At 58.8% G+C, this 18,175-nt stretch carries 20 protein-coding genes and 1 tRNA gene; 13 read left to right on the top strand and 8 right to left on the bottom strand.

All coding sequences use genetic code 11. The features are described from left to right. Positions 1 to 238: 238 nt before the first annotated feature. Together edd and eda are read left to right on the top strand one after the other, a co-directional pair. Positions 239 to 2,044, top strand: a complete 1,806-nt coding sequence (gene edd, locus B9P63_RS18120; RefSeq protein ID WP_085311436.1) for a phosphogluconate dehydratase — start codon at positions 239 to 241, stop codon at positions 2,042 to 2,044. A gap of 15 nt (positions 2,045 to 2,059) precedes the next feature. After that, positions 2,060 to 2,701, top strand: a complete 642-nt coding sequence (gene eda, locus B9P63_RS18115; RefSeq protein ID WP_085311524.1) for a bifunctional 4-hydroxy-2-oxoglutarate aldolase/2-dehydro-3-deoxy-phosphogluconate aldolase — start codon at positions 2,060 to 2,062, stop codon at positions 2,699 to 2,701. A gap of 85 nt (positions 2,702 to 2,786) precedes the next feature. Here eda and B9P63_RS18110 read toward each other — a convergent pair whose 3' ends face one another. Continuing rightward, positions 2,787 to 3,239: an outer membrane protein assembly factor BamE gene (locus B9P63_RS18110; protein WP_085311435.1), complete on the bottom strand. Its 453-nt coding sequence runs from the start codon at positions 3,237 to 3,239 to the stop codon at positions 2,787 to 2,789. Positions 3,240 to 3,327: 88 nt separating this feature from the next. Between B9P63_RS18110 and B9P63_RS18105 the strand changes: the two genes are divergently transcribed. Next, entirely contained in the window at positions 3,328 to 3,912 is a 585-nt protein-coding gene (locus B9P63_RS18105; RefSeq protein ID WP_245830746.1) for a YceD family protein, read from the top strand. 98 nt (positions 3,913 to 4,010) lie between these two features. Here B9P63_RS18105 and B9P63_RS19315 read toward each other — a convergent pair whose 3' ends face one another. Further along, positions 4,011 to 4,175: a hypothetical protein gene (locus B9P63_RS19315; protein WP_176219205.1), complete on the bottom strand. Its 165-nt coding sequence runs from the start codon at positions 4,173 to 4,175 to the stop codon at positions 4,011 to 4,013. Between B9P63_RS19315 and B9P63_RS18100 the strand changes: the two genes are divergently transcribed. Continuing rightward, a complete protein-coding gene (locus tag B9P63_RS18100; protein ID WP_085311433.1) occupies positions 4,174 to 4,710 on the top strand; it encodes a YaeQ family protein in 537 nt (178 codons plus the stop codon). The genes B9P63_RS19315 and B9P63_RS18100 overlap by 2 nt on opposite strands. A gap of 84 nt (positions 4,711 to 4,794) precedes the next feature. On the opposite strand, the gene B9P63_RS18095 is transcribed toward B9P63_RS18100, so the two are convergent. From B9P63_RS18095 to B9P63_RS18085, 3 genes are all read right to left on the bottom strand, one after another. Beyond that, positions 4,795 to 5,553: a phosphate/phosphite/phosphonate ABC transporter substrate-binding protein gene (locus B9P63_RS18095; protein WP_085311431.1), complete on the bottom strand. Its 759-nt coding sequence runs from the start codon at positions 5,551 to 5,553 to the stop codon at positions 4,795 to 4,797. 15 nt (positions 5,554 to 5,568) lie between these two features. Next, positions 5,569 to 7,254 (bottom strand): tetratricopeptide repeat protein, encoded by a 1,686-nt coding sequence (locus B9P63_RS18090; RefSeq protein WP_085311429.1) that lies wholly within the window; start codon positions 7,252 to 7,254, stop codon positions 5,569 to 5,571. A gap of 99 nt (positions 7,255 to 7,353) precedes the next feature. Next, entirely contained in the window at positions 7,354 to 8,331 is a 978-nt protein-coding gene (locus tag B9P63_RS18085) for a sterol desaturase family protein (protein ID WP_085311520.1), read from the bottom strand. Between the two features lie 138 nt (positions 8,332 to 8,469). Between B9P63_RS18085 and B9P63_RS18080 the strand changes: the two genes are divergently transcribed. From B9P63_RS18080 to B9P63_RS18045, 8 genes are all read left to right on the top strand, one after another. Then, positions 8,470 to 8,895 (top strand): ACT domain-containing protein, encoded by a 426-nt coding sequence (locus B9P63_RS18080; protein ID WP_085311427.1) that lies wholly within the window; start codon positions 8,470 to 8,472, stop codon positions 8,893 to 8,895. Between the two features lie 187 nt (positions 8,896 to 9,082). Further along, complete coding sequence (rpmF, locus tag B9P63_RS18075) at positions 9,083 to 9,289, top strand: 50S ribosomal protein L32 (protein WP_085311426.1); 207 nt, start codon at positions 9,083 to 9,085, stop codon at positions 9,287 to 9,289. 22 nt (positions 9,290 to 9,311) lie between these two features. Next, complete coding sequence (plsX, locus tag B9P63_RS18070) at positions 9,312 to 10,421, top strand: phosphate acyltransferase PlsX (RefSeq protein ID WP_085311424.1); 1,110 nt, start codon at positions 9,312 to 9,314, stop codon at positions 10,419 to 10,421. Next, complete coding sequence (locus B9P63_RS18065) at positions 10,418 to 11,386, top strand: beta-ketoacyl-ACP synthase III (RefSeq protein WP_085311422.1); 969 nt, start codon at positions 10,418 to 10,420, stop codon at positions 11,384 to 11,386. Before plsX ends, B9P63_RS18065 begins: the two co-directional genes overlap by 4 nt. 102 nt (positions 11,387 to 11,488) lie before the next feature. Beyond that, positions 11,489 to 11,791 (top strand): integration host factor subunit alpha, encoded by a 303-nt coding sequence (ihfA, locus tag B9P63_RS18060; RefSeq protein WP_085311420.1) that lies wholly within the window; start codon positions 11,489 to 11,491, stop codon positions 11,789 to 11,791. 18 nt (positions 11,792 to 11,809) lie between these two features. Next, positions 11,810 to 12,796: a MerR family transcriptional regulator gene (locus tag B9P63_RS18055; protein WP_085311418.1), complete on the top strand. Its 987-nt coding sequence runs from the start codon at positions 11,810 to 11,812 to the stop codon at positions 12,794 to 12,796. Positions 12,797 to 12,864: 68 nt separating this feature from the next. Continuing rightward, positions 12,865 to 12,941: transfer RNA gene (locus B9P63_RS18050), tRNA-Pro, on the top strand. A gap of 61 nt (positions 12,942 to 13,002) precedes the next feature. Beyond that, positions 13,003 to 14,082: a 2'-deoxycytidine 5'-triphosphate deaminase gene (locus B9P63_RS18045; protein ID WP_085311518.1), complete on the top strand. Its 1,080-nt coding sequence runs from the start codon at positions 13,003 to 13,005 to the stop codon at positions 14,080 to 14,082. On the opposite strand, the gene B9P63_RS18040 is transcribed toward B9P63_RS18045, so the two are convergent. From B9P63_RS18040 to dusA, 3 genes are all read right to left on the bottom strand, one after another. After that, a complete protein-coding gene (locus B9P63_RS18040; RefSeq protein ID WP_085311415.1) occupies positions 14,079 to 14,828 on the bottom strand; it encodes a hypothetical protein in 750 nt (249 codons plus the stop codon). The two genes, B9P63_RS18045 and B9P63_RS18040, sit on opposite strands and share 4 nt — an antisense overlap. Next, positions 14,825 to 15,649 (bottom strand): sulfite exporter TauE/SafE family protein, encoded by an 825-nt coding sequence (locus tag B9P63_RS18035; protein ID WP_085311413.1) that lies wholly within the window; start codon positions 15,647 to 15,649, stop codon positions 14,825 to 14,827. The genes B9P63_RS18040 and B9P63_RS18035 overlap by 4 nt, the downstream gene beginning before the upstream one ends. A 67-nt stretch (positions 15,650 to 15,716) precedes the next feature. Further along, positions 15,717 to 16,673 carry a tRNA dihydrouridine(20/20a) synthase DusA gene (dusA, locus tag B9P63_RS18030; RefSeq protein WP_245830755.1) on the bottom strand — a complete coding sequence of 319 codons (957 nt, stop codon included), beginning with the start codon at positions 16,671 to 16,673 and terminating at the stop codon, positions 15,717 to 15,719. 168 nt (positions 16,674 to 16,841) lie between these two features. Here dusA and B9P63_RS18025 point away from each other — a divergent pair, with 168 nt between their 5' ends. Beyond that, a complete protein-coding gene (locus B9P63_RS18025; RefSeq protein ID WP_085311409.1) occupies positions 16,842 to 18,002 on the top strand; it encodes a site-specific integrase in 1,161 nt (386 codons plus the stop codon). Positions 18,003 to 18,175: the final 173 nt, after the last annotated feature.

Raw genomic sequence — 18,175 nt, 5'->3', positions numbered from 1 at the left:
ACCTCAAGATGGTATCAAAGCGGGGCAGAAATGCGGCGCAGGGGCGGCGTACCCATGATTTTACTATGCCCGAACTATGCCCCACGGGCGCTTTTGCGCGTGCGGCACGGCTGGGCCCTACACCAAAGAAACTTGCGACCCTTGCCAAGTTACCCTCGACGTTAGCGCTAACAATCGCTAGAAGTCGGTAAAATACCCCGAATTTCAGCCATTCCTCACAGGCAAGGACACCGCCACCATGAGCTTGCATCCCATTATCGCACAAACGACTGATCGCATCCTCGAGCGCTCGCAGGAGCGGCGCTCCAAATACATGAGCCACATGCGCGCCGCCGCCGCAGAAGGCCCGCGCCGCGCGCACCTAAGCTGCGGCAATCAAGCTCACGCCTATGCCGCCATGGGTGCAGATCAGCAAACGCTGGCCGAAACCCCTGCCCCCAATCTCGGGATTGTCACCGCGTACAATGACATGCTCTCGGCGCATCAACCCTTTGAAGGCTATCCCGCCATTCTGAAAGAAGCGGCCCATGCCGTAGGCGGAACAGCCCAGGTCGCAGGCGGCGTGCCGGCCATGTGCGACGGCGTCACGCAAGGGCAAACCGGTATGGAGCTCTCGCTTTTTTCGCGCGACGTGATCGCTCTCGCGGCGGGCATCGGCCTGTCGCACAACACTTTTGATGCCGCCGCCTATCTTGGTGTGTGCGACAAGATCGTGCCCGGCCTGATCATCGCCGCTGCAACCTTCGGCTACATTCCAGGTATTTTCGTTCCCGCAGGTCCAATGATGTCAGGCCTGCCCAATGATGAAAAAGCGCGTGTGCGCAATCAATTCGCGGCGGGCGAGATTGATCGCGCCGAGTTGATGAAGGCGGAAATGGCCTCATATCACTCCGCTGGCACATGTACCTTCTATGGCACAGCCAACTCGAACCAGATGCTGATGGAATTCATGGGCCTACACTTGCCCGGCTCGTCCTTCGTCAACCCGGGCACACCACTACGCGATGCGCTCACGCGCGAAGCTGCAAAGCGCGCGCTGTCAATCACCGCGCTTGGCGAAAATTATCGCCCCGTCTGCGATGTGCTGGACGAAAAGGCCTTTGTGAACGGCATCGTCGGGTTGATGGCGACGGGCGGCTCCACAAATCTGGTGCTGCACTTGCCAGCAATGGCGCGCGCGGCGGGCGTCGATCTACGCCTTGAGGATTTCGATGCAATCTCTTCGGTCGTACCGCTAATGGCGAAGGTCTATCCGAACGGGCTCGCTGATGTGAACCACTTCCACGCGGCTGGCGGCTTGCCTTATATGATTGGCCGTCTGCTCGATGCGGGGCTTTTGCATGAGGATGTCAAAACCGTCGCGGGCGACAGCATGGCGCTGCACGCGCAAGAACCCGTGCTGGACGCAGGCGCGCTAACCTTCCGCATGGGCGCAAAGGAAAGCGCGAACGACAAAATCCTGCGCCCCGCAAGCGATCCGTTCCAAGCCTCGGGCGGTCTGCGTCAATTGGACGGCAATCTGGGCCACGGTATGATGAAAGTCTCCGCGGTTGATCCATCGCTTCATGTGATCGAGGCGCCCGCACGCGTGTTTCATTGCCAAGAGGCAGTTAAGGACGCGTTTAAAGCAGGTGAATTCAGCTCTGATGTTGTGATCGTTGTGCGCTTTCAAGGCCCCAAGGCCAACGGCATGCCCGAACTTCACGGCCTTACCCCTGCGCTTTCGGTCACGATGCAGCGCGGTCACAGGGTTGCGCTGGTCACCGACGGGCGCATGTCCGGCGCATCTGGTAAAGTGCCATCGTGCATTCACGTCAGCCCGGAAGCTGCCGCTGGTGGCCCCCTGGCGCGCATTCAGGACGGTGACATCATTCGCGTGGACGCAGTGAAAGGCACGCTGGAGGTCCTTACAAAAGGCGCTCTCGATCGTGCGCCAGCCACGCCGGATCTGAGCCACAATGGCAATGGTGTGGGCCGCGAACTTTTTGAAGTCTTTCGCCAGAATGTTGGCAGCGCCGATACCGGCGCAGGCGTGATTGTATAAGGACCCTATGATATGATGACCCCCCAACAGGCCAGCGCACGCGCGCTGGAAATCTGCCAGCTTGCCCCGATCGTTCCGGTGCTTGTGGTGCATGACGCCTCAATCGCGCAAGATCTCGCGCGCGCACTGATCGCAGGTGGATTGCCCGCCCTCGAAGTGACGCTGCGCACCGATGCCGCGCTCGAAGTGATCGCGCAAATGGCCAAGGTGGAGGGCGGCGTTGTCGGCGCCGGCACTTTGCTGACCCCCGCAGATGTGCGCGCGGCCAAGGCCGCTGGCGCACGCTTTGGCGTATCCCCCGGCGCAACGGATATTCTGCTCGATGCCTGCGAAGCAGAGGATCTGCCCTTGCTGCCCGGCGCGGCCACAGCCTCCGAGGCGATGCGCCTTTTGGAGCGCGGCTATAGCGTGCAAAAATTCTTCCCCGCCGAAGCATCCGGCGGCGCAGCAGCGCTCAAAGCCATCGGCGCGCCAATCCCGCAAGTGCGTTTTTGTCCCACGGGCGGCGTCAGCCCGAGCAATGCTGCGGATTACCTTGGATTGAGCAACACGATTTGCGCAGGCGGCAGTTGGGTTTGCCCGCAAAATTTGATTGATGCAAAAGATTGGGGTGCAATCGAAGCGCTTGCACGCGAAGCGTCAAAGCTACGCGTGTGAGCCTCCTTAGCGTTTCGCGCTGACGCGCGAGAGTTTAAAGGGCAAGATGAAGCGAAAGGGCGCGCCAGAAGCGGGCCCTTTTGCTTTAGTTGATGAAGTCGCTTGCCGAGAAACGCCCGAGGTTGGCGAGCAGCTTGCGAATGAAGCTCACGTCTTGGCCATTGCGCGTAATGCGGCGCGCCAGCGGCACGACTTGACCGTCCTGCAGCGTGTAGCGGCCGATATTTTCGACAATACCTGCCTCGGTGAAGCTAACGGCGACGACTTCGCGCTCGATCACTTCGGGCTTTTGCCATGCGAAATGCTTGACGCGGCTCTGGACATAATAATACCCGCTCTCGCTTAGCACTCCGCCCGAGGACGGCGTGCCGACGACTTCGGCGACTGTATCGCGGGTATCGACGCCGACGGTGATCTGTGACAAATCCTCGTCCAGCGGCGCATATCCGTGGTTGCGGTAAGTGGCGCTACACGCCGAAAGCGCGCCGCACAGCAGCAGCGCTGCGCCCAATTTAAGTGTTCTGTGTCGTGCCCGCATAGAGGTGCCCTCTTGTCTTGGCCTACTCTGCCTTGGTATCGGGATACGACACGAACGCGCGACGTTCAAGAAAGGAAAAACCGATCTCATGAGTGAAACGCATCAATTCCCCGAGTTTATCCTTGAAACAAGCGCTTTGGCGCGCCGCAAGATGACCCGTTTCGAATATCGCCTCGATGCGCCCCAGTTGAAGGCGCTGATCAAATTGCTTGACTTGAGCACGCTGAACAAGGTCACCTTTACCGGCAACCTTAGCCCTGCGGGCAAGCGGGACTGGGCCTTGGAGGCCAGCCTTGGCGCAAGCGCGGTGCAGCCCTGCACGATCACGCTCGAGCCGGTGAAAACCCGCGTCGAGGTGGAAGTCCACCGCCGTTTTGTCGCCGAGCTGCCCGAAACTTCCGTTGAGACGTCCAAGGAAGCCGAAGAGGACGAATTCGGCGGCACCGCCATGCTCGACGATGATACGCTCGAACCTTTGGAGCGCGAAATCGATCTTTGGCGCGTGTTGAGCGAAGCGCTGGCCCTTGCACTGCCCGATTATCCACGCGTCGAGGGCGCGGAGCTGGGCACGTTGAATGTGACCGAACCGGGCAAAGACGCGATGACGGATGAGGGCACACGCCCCTTCGCGAATCTGGCCGCGCTGATGGATACAAAAAAGGGCGAAGCTTGATCGTTATCAGCTAAAAGCGGGCAAGAGCGGCGCGGTCGCGCGGGCACCCTGCCCCATGATGGCCGCGTTGCCACGTCTCTGGACAAACGCGGCTTTCACTATGACGGGCTAACGCGCACAATCGCAGGCTTGGGCCGCGTTGCGGGGATGAAATAGAGGCCCGCTGCGCGCGATATTTTTGGCAGCGCCACGATCTTATCTGCTTTCACAAAGCCCCCGGAGGCTCTACGCAGGCCCATCATCGGGAGGTCGGGATATATCATGGCACAAAAATCGACAATTTATAAAGTAGAACTTTCGGTCTCCGACATGGATCGTCACTACTACGAAACCCACAAACTCACCGTGGCCAAACACCCCTCTGAAACCGATGAGCGCCTCATGGTCCGCCTTCTCGCCTTTGCGCTGAATGCCCACGAACATCTGGAGTTGACCAAGGGCCTCTCAACAGATGACGAACCCGATATCTGGCAGAAAAGCCTGAGCGGCGAGTTGAAGCTATGGGTGGCTTTGGGGCTTCCTAGCGAAAAGATCGTGCGCCAGTCCTGCGGCAAGGCCGACGCGGTGGTTATCTATTGCTACAGCGGCAACACCGCCGAAATATGGTGGGAGAAGATCAAGAACAGCACTACACGTTTTGACAATCTTTCCGTTTTCAACTTGCCTGAACAAGAAGCGAGCGCATTGGCCGAACTGGCTGGCCGCTCGATGAAGATGCAGGTGAATATTCAGGACGGCGAGGTGATGCTTAGCGTGGATGACGCTATTGTTTATCTCAACCCTGTTAAGTGGAAGTGATGAAAGCAAAAGCCGCGGCGGCGTCCCCCCTGTAGGCCGCGCAAACGCGTTCTACCGCCCAGCTGTCATCACCCGCTCGGGTGCTCAATTTAAGGCGCTGTCGTCACCCGGATTGCGCACGTTCAGATAGTCTTGCTTTAATATCTTCACGATACCCCTTATTCCGAGCAGGGATTTATCTTGCGCGTCCAACTCAGCAATCGCGCCCTTTACGGCCTCAAAAATGAGGTTGGCGTCATTGCCCAAAGCAGTAATGAGCGGCAGCCCGGGCGTTGGCTCGGTCCACGTCAGAACGCGCAAATCGCGCGCAAATGGCTCAAAGGCCTCGATGTTGCGCCATGTCACAGCATCGAGCGATGCGATATCTGCACGCCCTGCCGCTACGGCGCGCGCCGATTCAAGATGCTGCTCGGTGTGCAGGCGGTTTTCAAACCAGAATCCACCGGGCAACAGGTGCCAGAACGGGGCCGCGTAGCCCGATTGCGAAAACGTTTGATTATAGGCAAAGACCGCATCCTTGAAGGCACTGACGTCGGTCCGCGTATCATCCGCGCGCACGACGATGGCGCTACGGTAATATCCCGCAGGGCAGCCCGCCAACCCGTAATCGGGGGTGCCAACAAGCTGCACCTTGTCATGTAGCCATGTACGATATGGCATCCCGCAGGTCTGGCTTAGCACCAGATCGGAATGCTTCCAAACGAAGAACTCTTCGGCGTCTTGCGACAGTGTTTCAGGGCTATCCATTCCAGCGTCAGCCAGATGTTTGCGGATAAGCGCCCAGTAGCGCGCGTGCGCCTCAACCAGTTGCGGGCGCTGATACATCATCAAATTGGCAATCATGTCGTGTCCGTCCTCTTATGTAGCGCAGCAGACGCGCGCGGCGGTCTTGGCGCGGCACATGCACGATGATGTCACTGGCACATCCGTCTTGCCAAGTGCGATATTCAACTGCGCCTCGTACAATTCAAGCTCTGCCGTCTCCCCGCGCTTGCGCAGGCATTCAACCAGCCCATGCAGCGCCCAAACATTGCGCGGATGTTGCGCGCAGCGCTGCAATTTTCCGTTCAGGCCGAGATCGGTGCGATACACCTCTTCGGCCTCCCCGTAATGCCCCTGCTCTGCCAAAAGGGCCGCAAGCGCGTGGCGCGGCGGGTGCATCCATGCCCAAGGCTCGGTGTATTCAAGGTTGTCGTCGCGCGGCACACTTTCGCGCAAATGTTCGAACGCCACATCGTAGTTACCTTTGTGGTACTCCAATTCACCGTTGAGCATCATTTCACCGACCGACAACGTCGCGCGCGCCGCGTTGTTGAAAAACTTGCGGTTCTCGGGGATGCCGCTCACGGCGGCGTAGAACGACCGGCGCTCTTGCTCGGCAGCGCCGATGTTTTTCAACGCTGCATGTGCCACGCCCTTGGCATAATGGTGCATCGCAGTGGATACACAATAAAGCACAGGGTCATCGGGCATTGGTGTCTCGACAATCTCCTGCCAACGCCCGAACCGGACCAGAACGTGCATCTTCATGGAGTAATAGCCCTCCATCGTGATTGCCATCTGCGGGCGATCTTTGACGCTCAGCACCTCTTTGGACAGGGTGGCACACATCTGCTCGGCTGCGGCCATCGCGGGTTGGAACTGCCCCAGATACATGCAGGTATACATCATCAGGTGCAAATCATGGCAACGCGCGGTGGTGTAGAAATTGAACGCGCCTGCGTAATCGACATACTTATTGTCTGCGCGGATCGCCTTTTCACTGGCGGTCTTCGCCTTTTCGTACTCGCCGCACAGAACATAGGTATGGCCCGGCATATGGTTCATATGCCCCGCATCAGGGCAGAGCGTCGCCAGAATATCGGCAGAGCGCATCGCGCGCTCCGGCGCGTCCGACATCTCTGTCGCATGGATGTGCAAATGCAGGATTGCCGGATGCTGACGCTCGCCCAAAGCATCTTTTGCAGCGATCGAACGCTCAATCACCTCCAACGCCTCCAGAACATCAGACCCCTTTGCAGGGACACCGCGTTTAACATCCCAAAGCTGCCACGCGGTGCGGGTCATCATCGCTTCGGCGCAAAGCGCGGCAATGTCATGATCATCCGGATTGGCGCGGTAAAGGCCGCGCATCGCATCGGCGTAATCGTCGTCCCAGGAATCAAACGTCGCACCGTCCACGCCGTGCGGCTGCTGGAACCGGCGCGACAAAGCCCCGAGCAACGCGTTCTCCACTCCGCTCGCAGTATGTGCGAAACGTCTGGCCTGCTGGATGTGATAATAAGCGGTTCTTACAGCACTGTCAGCCTCGGCCTCACTGAATTGCCGCCAGACATTGTTGTAAAACGGGCCAGTGCCATAGGCGATGCCCCAATGCGCCATCACACATTGAGGGTCATGTTCCAGCGCGCGGTGAAAGCACTTAACGCCCTCTTCATGGTTAAAACCGTAGCACCAGTTCAGGCCCAAATTGAACCAACGCTGCGCGTCTGTAGACGTGCTCGAGACGTCCCGCTCATGTTCACCAAGATTAAAATAATCCATTGCCACTCCAATGGTCTGTGTCGCCAAGCACGACAGTAAAGAGCGCTTTTTCAGAGGTAAACTGCAAATGGAGCGCGGCAGCGCTTGGGGCGTTCCACCCTACCCCGCCATCCGCTTGCGCCGCTCCTTGATCCGCCCATCCGCTTCCACCGTGCCATCATGGAACGAGCCGAACAGCTTGTCCCATGGCAGTTCCAGCGAGCCGTAGTTGCATTCGAAATAACGGTGGTGCATTTGATGGTGGAACGTGCCGAGCTTCAGGCGGTTCTCATCCTTGATCAACAGCCCCTCAAAGCCCGTGTGCGTCGTCGCAGCGGTCAAAGTATAATACTGCATGTGGAACAGAATGTGCAGCGGGTGCGCGCCGATCACAAAATGGATCAGGACCGTACCAAGGTAGATGATATGCTCCACAGGGTGCATAGACAGGCCCGACCACGGCCCCACATTGATATTGCGGTGATGCAGCGCGTGGACATGTTTGTAGAGCCACGGAATGTGCAAGAACCGGTGGATCCAGTAGAAATAAAAGCTCTCCCAGAGCGGGATCAGCAGAAACAGCGCGACAAACCAGAACGGATTCGCGGCCCAGGTGAGCATCGGGACATAGCCGTTCGCCAAGGACCAGAACATCAGCACCTCGTAGGCGGTCCAAAAAAACACGCCGCTGCCGAGCGTCCAGAACATATTGTCCCTGATCTGCCCGCCAAGCGTGAATTGCCTGCCATTTTTCATCAACGGGCGCGGATCATACTTCAACCGTGCGCCCTGTTTGGTGAAGCTGTAGAAATAAAGGTGCAAGCCCCCCGCCACCAGCGTCATCAGAGCCATATTGCGCAGCCACAGCTCGAAAATCCAGCCAAAGGCAAGCGTGCGGGTTTCATCCAGCGGCGGCTGGAACCATGCCAGTGATACACACGCCAGAGCGAGGATAATCAACTTTTCAGTCAGCAGGAACCAAGAATTCCAGACCCACGCGAGCATTTTTGCAGGCTTGAGCGGCCATGTAAAAAACGGCGAAACCTGCAGCGGCACATCGGGCGCGTGGTTCCATCCTTTTAGCGGGGTCTTGCTCATGGGCGCTCCTGTGTTGCGCGCATTTGAAGCGTTAAGCACGCTGTGGCGCAAATCATTTCTTTAACTCGCAGTGTCGCCCATAGGATTGATCGGGCGAAGAAATCACCGTAGCCATGCAAAAACCAACAGGAAAACCCGATGCCCGACATTGCGCAGTCCGCACACGATATGATCTCGGGCATGACGCCAGAACCGCAGCCCGGTGTCTTCGTCTTCATCATTACGTGCGACCCCGCGCGCATTGCCGCCCTTGCCCCGCATGCCATTTCCACTTTCAAGGAAGCAGAGGGCCATTCGATGATCGTCCCCGTTGATGTGGCAGAGCAGGCAGGCTTCGACACCGCCAGCCCCATGGCCTGCATCACGCTGAGCGTTTATTCCTCGCTTGAGGGCGTTGGCCTGACAGCGGCCGTCGCTACCGCGCTCGGTGCAGAGCAAATCCCCTGCAACATGGTTGCGGCCTTTCATCACGACCATGTTTTCGTTCCTGCCGATATGTGCGAACGCGCAGTGCAGATTCTGACGCAGCTACAAGAAACAAGCGCCCAAGAGCCGCCCCAATAGAGTGCCTGCCCCGACAAGGACCACGCCCTTCGCACATGCAGCAAAGAATCGCTTGCACCGCTGCGCTTCTTGGCTATTTTCCCTCGCTCAGACGAATTTAGGGTTGGACAGGCACGCGGACCTCGCATATGTGCCTGCAAGACCCATCCATCGGCCCGACTGGGCCCCGAAATTCAAAGGTTGCGACATGGCTGTCCAGCAGAACAAAGTATCCAAATCGCGCCGCAACAATCGTCGCGCGCATGACTCGCTGGTTGCTGCGAACCCGAACGAGTGCTCTAACTGCGGCGAGCTGAAACGCCCGCATCATGTGTGCCCATCTTGTGGCCACTACGCAGATAAAGAAATCGTTGCGCAAGCCGACGAAATCGATCTGGACGAAGACGCGGCTTAACCAATCCGCGAGGTACGCTTAGATGACTGTGTCCACTGATCTTATCGGTGATCCGACCACGGCAGAGAATAAGCGCATCATTTTATCTATCGACGCTATGGGCGGCGATGCGGGACCGGCGGCAATTGTCGCCGGCATTTCGCGTTCAGCGCTCGAAAATCCCAATCTCGGCTTTATACTGCATGGCCCCGAAACGGTGCTTGCGCCCCTCCTTGCCAAGCGCAAGGCGCTGATCGGGCGCTGCGCGCTGCGCGATGTGCCTGACGTGGTCAAGATGAGTGACAAGCCGAGCCAGACCCTGCGCACGGGCAAGAACACCTCCATGTGGTCCGCCATCGACGCTGTGAAAAGCGGCGAAGCGGATGCCTGCGTGTCCTGCGGCAACACAGGTGCGCTGATGGCGATGAGCATGATCCGTCTGCGCAAATTGCCCGGCGTGAACCGCCCCGCAATTGCGATTTTGTGGCCCTCGCGCTCGCAGCACGGGTTCAACGTGATGCTCGACGTGGGCGCAGATATCCGCGCTGATGCGGCCGATTTGCTGCAATACGCGCTGATGGGCGTGTCCTATGCGCGCAACGGGTTGAACGTGCAGCGCCCGCGCGTCGGCTTGCTGAACGTGGGCACCGAAGAACACAAAGGCCGCGCCGAGCTGCATGAGGCAAGCGAGCTTATCGAGGCGCAGTCAAGCGCCGCCAATTTTGAATATGTCGGGTTTGTCGAGGGCGGTGATTTGCCCGGGAATCGCGCCGATGTTATTGTCACCGACGGCTTTACCGGCAATGTCGCGCTCAAGACCGGCGAGGGCACGGCCAGCCTCATCGGCGAGCGCCTGCGCGAAGCCTTCGCCTATTCCATTGCATCGCGCCTCGCCTCGCTTCTGGCCCTCACCTCGCTCAAACGCTTGCGCCACCGCATTGATCCGCGCCGCGTCAATGGCGGGGTTTTCCTTGGGCTTAACGGTACGGTTGTAAAATCACACGGAGCGGCGGATGCCACGGGTGTTGCCGCAGCGACAAATCTGGCGTTTCGCCTTGCACAGTCCGGCTTTTCCGACAGACTGGCCAAAAGAATTGCAGCGAGCACGCAGCGGGCTGCCCAAAGCATCGCCGAGGAGAACCAATCCAGATGATACGTGCGCAAATCAAAGGGGTTGGGCATTATCTGCCGGAAAACGTAGTATCGAACGCGCATTTCGAAAAGACGCTCGAAACCACGAGCGATTGGATTGTGTCGCGCTCGGGAATCGAGCGGCGCCATTTTGCAGCCGAGGGGGAAACAACCTCCAATCTTGCCGCCCATGCCGCGCGCGCAGCGCTGGCCGATGCCGGACTTGAGGCAAGCGATCTGGATGCGTTGATCGTTGCGACCTCGACCGCCGATCTGACATTTCCCTCGGCAGCGACGATGGTGCAGCACCAGATCGGCATGAACAACGGCTTTGCCTTCGATGTGCAAGCGGTTTGCGCGGGCTTTGTTTTCGCGCTGGCAAATGCCAATGCGCTGATCGTGTCGGGCCAGGCCAAGCGCGTGATGGTAATCGGCGCAGAGACCTTCAGCCGGATCATGGACTGGAGCGATCGAGGCACCTGCGTTCTGTTCGGCGACGGGGCCGGCGCGCTGATCCTCGAGGCTGGCGAGGGTGCAGGCACTTCTGGCGATCGCGGCATCTTGTCGACCGATCTCAATTCGGACGGCAGTCACCGTGATATCCTTTATGTGGATGGCGGCGTGTCGACCAAAACTACGGGCTATCTGCGCATGGAGGGCAAGGAAGTCTTTCGCCATGCGGTCGAAAAGCTTGCAGCGACCGCCACGACAGCGATGGACAAAGCCGGCGTCAGCGCCGAGGACATCGATTGGGTCGTGCCCCATCAGGCCAACATCCGGATCATCAAAGGCACCGCCAAGAAGATGAATGTGCCAATGGAAAATGTCATCGTGACGGTACAGGATCACGGCAATACCTCCGCCGCCTCGATTCCCTTGGCGCTCTCCGTGGGCAAGGCCAGCGGCAAGATCAAAGCGGGCGATTTGATCGTCACCGAAGCGATTGGCGGCGGCCTTGCATGGGGCGCAGTGGTCCTGCGCTGGTAAACCTTTGATAGTTAGGGGTTTCCAAAGTCGAATCGCGCATCAGGCCTATTGACTCATTTTTCTCCCTCGCCGTAAGGTGGTGCAAAGCCTTGGGGGGCATATATGACTGAAAAGACATTGACACGTATGGACTTGAGCGAAGCCGTGTTTCGCGAAGTCGGTTTGTCACGTAACGAATCCGCAGAACTTGTCGAGAATATCCTGACGCATCTGTCCGATGCGCTCGTCTCTGGCGAGCAGGTCAAGATTTCATCTTTCGGCACCTTCAGCGTACGCGACAAGGCCGCCCGCGTCGGGCGCAATCCCAAGACAGGACAGGAAGTCCCGATCAATCCGCGCCGCGTTTTGACCTTCCGCCCGTCCCATCTGATGAAAGACCGTGTCGCGGACGGCAACAAGCGTTAAAACAGGAGCTGGCTGGCGATGCCCAAGTCCAAGGATGCCTTTCGCACGATCAGCGAAGTTGCAGAGTGGCTTGAAACCCCTGCGCATGTGCTGCGCTTTTGGGAAAGCAAGTTCACGCAGGTCAAGCCGGTGAAACGTGCGGGCGGGCGGCGCTATTATCGCCCTGCCGACATGCTGCTTTTGGGCGGCATCAAGAAATTGTTGCACGACGACGGGCTGACGATCAAAGGTGCGCAGAAATTACTGCGCGAGCATGGTGTCAAACATGTGGCCGCGCTCTCGCAACAGTTAGACGAGGACCTGACGGAGGAAGCCGCGTTCGAGTTGGATGTGCAGCCTGAACCGGTGGCCGAGCCACCCTCGACGGTGCTCAGCTTTCCCAATCGCGCAGAACCGCCGATTCCTGCGCTGCCAAGCCTTGCGCTGCCGGAGGTCGCCGCGCCAGAAGATCAATCACCAAAGCCGCAGGTTGCCGACACCTCTCCAGAGGCTGCGCACCTAGAGCAGAACGAAATCGCCCAGAGCGCTCAGGACTCCACGCCAGCGCCAGCCCTTTTGGCGGCAGCTACGCCCGCTGTTGAGGCCCCCGCCGCTTTCGGCGGCGATGCTCTGCCCGCGTTCATGCGCCGCTCTGCGCCTGCGCCGCAGCATCCGAAACAATCCGCCGACGCGCCCTCGCCCGAAGAGACAGCCGGCACAGCGCAAAAGGTCACAATTGATCCGACCGCACGCTTTGAGCCCATTGAGCCCATTGAGCCAGGCGCTGCCAAGGACGCTGCTGCGTCAAACAGCGCCCCTGCGCAAGACGCACCCCAAACACCCCAACAGCCCGCTCCAGACCTGCCTAGCGATGCCAAGGCCGCACCAACGCTGGACAGCTACGCCGCGCCCGCTGGCATTCTTGCCGCCCTCCCCGAGGCACGGCGCATTTCACCGGCAATCGCCGCCGAAATGGCACCACATCTGAGCGGACTGCGCGCTTTGCGAGACCGGATGCGAGGCTAGGTCTTGGCTTGTGTCATTTTATCCTTGCCCTTGTACTTATTTCGAGTAAACACCGCCCTATCAAGCGTCGGGCTATGGCGCAGTCTGGTAGCGCGTCCGTCTGGGGGACGGAAGGTCGCAGGTTCGAGTCCTGCTAGCCCGACCATTTTCAAATCACCTGCTGATCCGGTTCTGACCCGCCCTAAGCGGGCCATCGGAGACGCATGATGACAGGTGTTCTACCCAGCCAGCGACTTGAAGCGATGATCGACGCAGCTCAGATCACCGGATCGCCTGCCGTCATTTCAGAGCAAATCCAGCCCGCCAGCCTTGATCTGCGTCTCGGCAATGTCGCCTACCGCGTGCGCGCCTCCTTTCTTGCAGGGCACGGGCGGCGCGTTGAAGATCGCCTCAAAGAATTCGAAATGCACCGCATCGATCTCAGCGGCGGCGCCGTTCTGGAAAAGGGCTGTGTCTACGTCGTGCCCTTGATGGAGAGCCTCGCACTACCCGCAGGCTTGCAAGCGGTTGCCAATGCCAAAAGCTCTACGGGGCGGCTCGATCTGCTGACGCGCACGATCACTGATGGCGGTGCGGAATTCGATCGCATCGCACCCGGCTATCACGGCCCGCTGTTTGCCGAAATTTGCCCACGCTCGTTTTCCGTGCTGGTGCGCCCGGGGATGCGTCTCAACCAGATCCGCTTTCGCGAAGGTCAGGCCATTCTGGACGACGCGGCGATGCACGCGCTGCATGCAAGCGATATTCTGGTCAACGGCGAGGCAGTGATCGACGAAGGGCTGGGCTTTTCCGTCGATCTGAAACCCGAGGGCACCGATCTGGTCGGATATCGGGCGAAACCGCATACAGGTGTGATCGATCTGGACAAAATCGCCCATTACGATCCCGCCGAGTATTGGGAGGAAGTGCGCTGCAAGGATGGCCAGATCATTCTTGATCCCGGCGCATTCTACATCCTCGTCAGCCGCGAGGCCGTGCATATCCCGCCCGCCTATGCCGCTGAAATGGCACCCTATTTGGCAATGGTCGGGGAATTTCGCGTGCATTACGCGGGCTTTTTCGACCCCGGCTTCGGTCACTCAGCCGCTGGTGGAACCGGCTCGCGCGGCGTGCTTGAAGTGCGCTGCCACGAAGCGCCTTTTGTGCTGGAGCACGGGCAAGTGGTCGGGCGTTTGGTCTATGAGCATATGGCCGAAGTCCCCCGCCAGCTATACGGCGCGGGGATCGCGTCGAACTATCAGGGGCAGGGCTTGAAACTTTCCAAGCATTTCGCAGCCCCTGCCTAGGGCTGCGTGAGCCAGTCGGACACTTGCTCAAATTGCGGGCGAAAATAGGCCACCATGCGGCCCTCCGGCGGGGCCGTGTCCGCCGCCTTCCAAGGCGCGACCCCGTGAAGCAAATGGCGGTGCAGGAGCATGGATTGGCCCATCCGCGCATTAATTTCCACAGGTTCGATTTGCGCAAACACCTCGGCGCGCGCCGCTTTGTAGGCATCGGTCAAATCGATGCTCGCAGGCTCCGCGGCGCCAATTGCGCGCCGCAAAGACGCGCGCATCATCACATGGCTGGACGGCCAGACCACCAGAGGCGACGCGCAGCTATCGCCAAGGGGAAGGCCCAGCACGAAAGCATGCGGCTCGCGCAGGAATCTGCGACCCTGCTCCAGCAAAATGCCATCCACATGGGCCGCATACCGCTTGATGCGAAAGCGGTGATTGGCATCGCTCTCACCTGCGTCTTGCAGCGGATAGCCCTCATAGACCACTGAAAGCTGCGCCTTATGCCAAGCGCGCGGCGGCGTGATCTGCGCCTCCCAAGGACCTGCCAAAGGCACGTTTGCAATTGCGCCATCGGTGGCGTTCGGTAGCGCATCCACCCCGACGAACCACGTCTCTTGGTGGCGCAGCCACTGCGCACGCATGGCGGGGTCCTGCGCAACCTTGCGCGCGACATCCGCAGCGGCGCTAGCCCATTTCAACACACGCGCATCACGCTCGAAAACGTGGAACCCGTTGCGCAGAAACGCGTTCACCAGCCCATCGCCTTGCGCAGCATGTTAAGCGCGACAAGCGTCAGGAACACACCAAACGCCTTTTTCAGAGGCTTGGCATCCATCGCATGCGCCAGTTTTACGCCCCAAGGCGCAGTGATCAGCGTCATGGCGATCACCACCGCGAAGGCCACGAGATTGACCGCACCGACGGTGAAGGGTGGGCGCGACGCAGGTTCGATCTGCATGAACAGAAAACCGATGACAGCAGGCACGGCGATCACCACGCCAAAGCCTGCCGCCGTCGCGACCGCGCGGTGGATCGCCACGCCGTGCAGCGCCATGAACGGCACCCCGAAACTACCCCCACCGATGCCCATAAGCACCGACAGGAAGCCAAGCAGCGGCGAGGCTGCCATGCGCCGCGCGCCCCCCGGCATCGCATCGCCAAGGCGCCAGGAACTGCGCCCGAGCGCCATGTAAAGCCCTACGATCAAAGCCAGAGTTCCGAAGATAAGTTGGAGCGTGTCCGAGCGCAGGCTTGCCGCAGTCAGCATTCCAAGCACCGCCCCAACGACGATTCCCGGTGCCCATGTACGCAATATGCCCCACTCCACCGCGCCCTTTTTGTTGTGGCTTAGAACCGAGCGCACAGAGGTCACGATGATTGTCGCAAGCGAGGTCGCAAGGCAAATCTGCATGAGCTGCGGTCCGTCAAAACCCAGCATCCCGAAGACGTAAAAGAACGCCGGAACCAGCACAATACCGCCGCCCACCCCCAGCAAGCCAGCCAAAACGCCTGCAACCGCGCCCGTAAGCAGCAAAAGTGCCAGCATTTGTATCAAAAGTGTGGGATCAGACATTGCGCCGCCTCTCGCTCGATTTGCGCCTACTCAAGCCAGAAAGCCGGACGGCGGGCAAGGCAAAACCTCACAGCACAGGGCGCGCCGCGTGCATCTTGTCGATCGCATCAAGCACCGTATGCGCGCCGGCATCGCTCTTGTGGGCGTTTTCCGACAGGTGGCGCTTCCAGTGCCGTGCACCGGGCTGGCCTGCGAAAAGGCCAAGCATGTGGCGCGTCACCTGCCCCAGTTTACCGCCGCCATCAATATGTTGCTCGATGTAGGGCAGCATCGCGCGCACCACATCCTCGCGCGTGCGATCAAGCGCCGCCTCACCGAAAATCACGCGGTCCGCATCCATCAGTATGTCGCCCGGCTGATGGTAGGCCGCGCGCCCGATCATCACGCCGTCCATACCGCGCTCAAGCGCCGCAACAGCTTCATCAAGCGTGGTAACACCGCCGTTAAGGCTCAGGTGCAGCGCAGGAAAGAGCCCCTTCATCTGATGCACCAGATCGTAATCCAGCGGCGGAATATCACGGTTTTCCTTGGGGCTTAACCCCTGAAGCCAGGCCTTGCGCGCATGGATGCTAAAGCGCGAAACCCCTGCCCCCGCAACGCGCGCGATGAATTCGGGAAGCACGTCGCTTGGCTCTTGATCGTCCACACCGATACGACATTTCACCGTCACTTCGATTGGCGAGGCTTTGATCATCGCCGCGCAGCACTCTGCAACCAATTTTGGATCGCGCATCAGAACCGCGCCAAACGTGCCCGATTGCACACGATCCGAGGGGCAGCCGACGTTCAGGTTGATCTCTGCATAGCCCGCTTCGGCCCCAAGGCACGCCGCTTCGGCAAGTTCAGCAGGGTCCGAGCCACCAAGTTGCAGCGCAACCGGTTGCTCTTCGGGCGAAAACCTGAGCAAATGCAAAGCGCCGCCGCGCACCAATGCAGGCGAGGTCACCATCTCCGTATAAAGCAATGCGCGCGAAGACAGCAGACGGTGGAAATAGCGGCAATGGCGATCCGTCCAGTCCATCATCGGAGCCACGGATAACCTGCTACTTACGCCAATCTGCGATTTTACCGCCTTTTCCAATACTTAGCTCCGGATTCTCAAGTTCGTCTATGTTCGATATCTTGCCATTTAGGCCCATTATCTGCTACATTTACAACACGTGTTGTAAAATGAAAGGCCATGTTGTAAATCATGGGAACCATCATAAAGCGTCGTCGCAAGAATGGCACCATAGCTTGGCTCGCACAAATCTCAGTGATGCGGCAAGGTAAAGTCTTACTTCGCGAAAGTCAGACATTCGAGCGCAGATCAACTGCTGCGGCTTGGATCGAAAATCGCGAAGAAAGTCTTGCACGACCCGGTGCCCTCGATGCGCTCAAAACTCAACCGAAAAGCAAGAAGACACCGACCTTGGCCGATGCCATCGACAGGTATGTCCAAGAAAGCAACAAACAGATCGGTCGGACCAAAACCCAGGTTCTGAAGAGCATCAAGACGTTTGATATCGCGGACCAACACTGTGACGCGATAACCAGCGCTGACATCGTCGAATTTGCACAGGAAAAACTAAACAGCGGCGTCCAGCCTCAGACCGTGGCCAACTACCTTTCGCATCTCGGTGCAGTGTTCTCCATCGCCCGACCCGCATGGGGTTTTCCACTGAGCGCGCAGGCTATGGAAGACGCCCGGAAAGTGGCTGACAAACTGGGTATCACCGGCAAGAGCCGCGAACGGGATCGGCGTCCCACGCTCGATGAACTAGATCGACTCATGCAGCACTTTTTGGACCGCTCCCGACGTCGCCCCACGTCCATCCCCATGCATAGGATCATCGCCTTTGCCATCTTTTCCACCCGACGTCAGGAAGAGATCGTCCGCATTCGCTGGAAAGATCTCGACGTGGAAGGCAAACGTATATTGGTCCGGGACATGAAGAACCCCGGCGAAAAAATCGGCAACGATGTCTGGTGTGGCCTGCAGGAACAGGCTCTGGCGATCATCGAGGCCATGCCATTGATAGAAGACGAGATATTCCCCTACTCGACTGATGCTATCAGCGCAGCATTCACGCGAGCTTGCAAGTTCCTGGAAATAAAGGGACTTCACTTTCACGATCTCCGGCATGACGGTGTTTCACGCCTGTTCGAGCTCGGCCTCAATATTCCGTACGTTGCCGCCAACTCAGGCCACCGGTCGTGGACTTCGCTGAAGCGCTATACACATCTACGTCAGACTGGCGACAAATACGCGGATTGGACCTGGTTGGCCGAAGTCACGAAGCGGGACAACGCACTTAAATTGGTCCGGAATGGCCAATTTCCTCGGAAACGCCGCTCAGACAGAGGCGTTTAGCTGAGCTCAAGATGTTCAGCGCAGTTTCCGAGTTGGGGTAAATCCCCATAAAACATATTGAAACTTATGTGTTTTTTATTATCTAGTAAAACTTCATGTAAACCTACTTTAAAAACGGGACCCCCAATTGCTGACTCAAATATTAGCACCCACGTGCGGATTTCAGAATTACC

Source organism: Planktotalea arctica (genome assembly GCF_002105285.1).
Taxonomy (GTDB): Bacteria; Pseudomonadota; Alphaproteobacteria; order Rhodobacterales; family Rhodobacteraceae; genus Planktotalea; species Planktotalea arctica.
The sequence above is the reverse complement of the archived record's forward strand: the minus strand, read 5'-3'. Positions and strand labels throughout refer to the sequence as shown.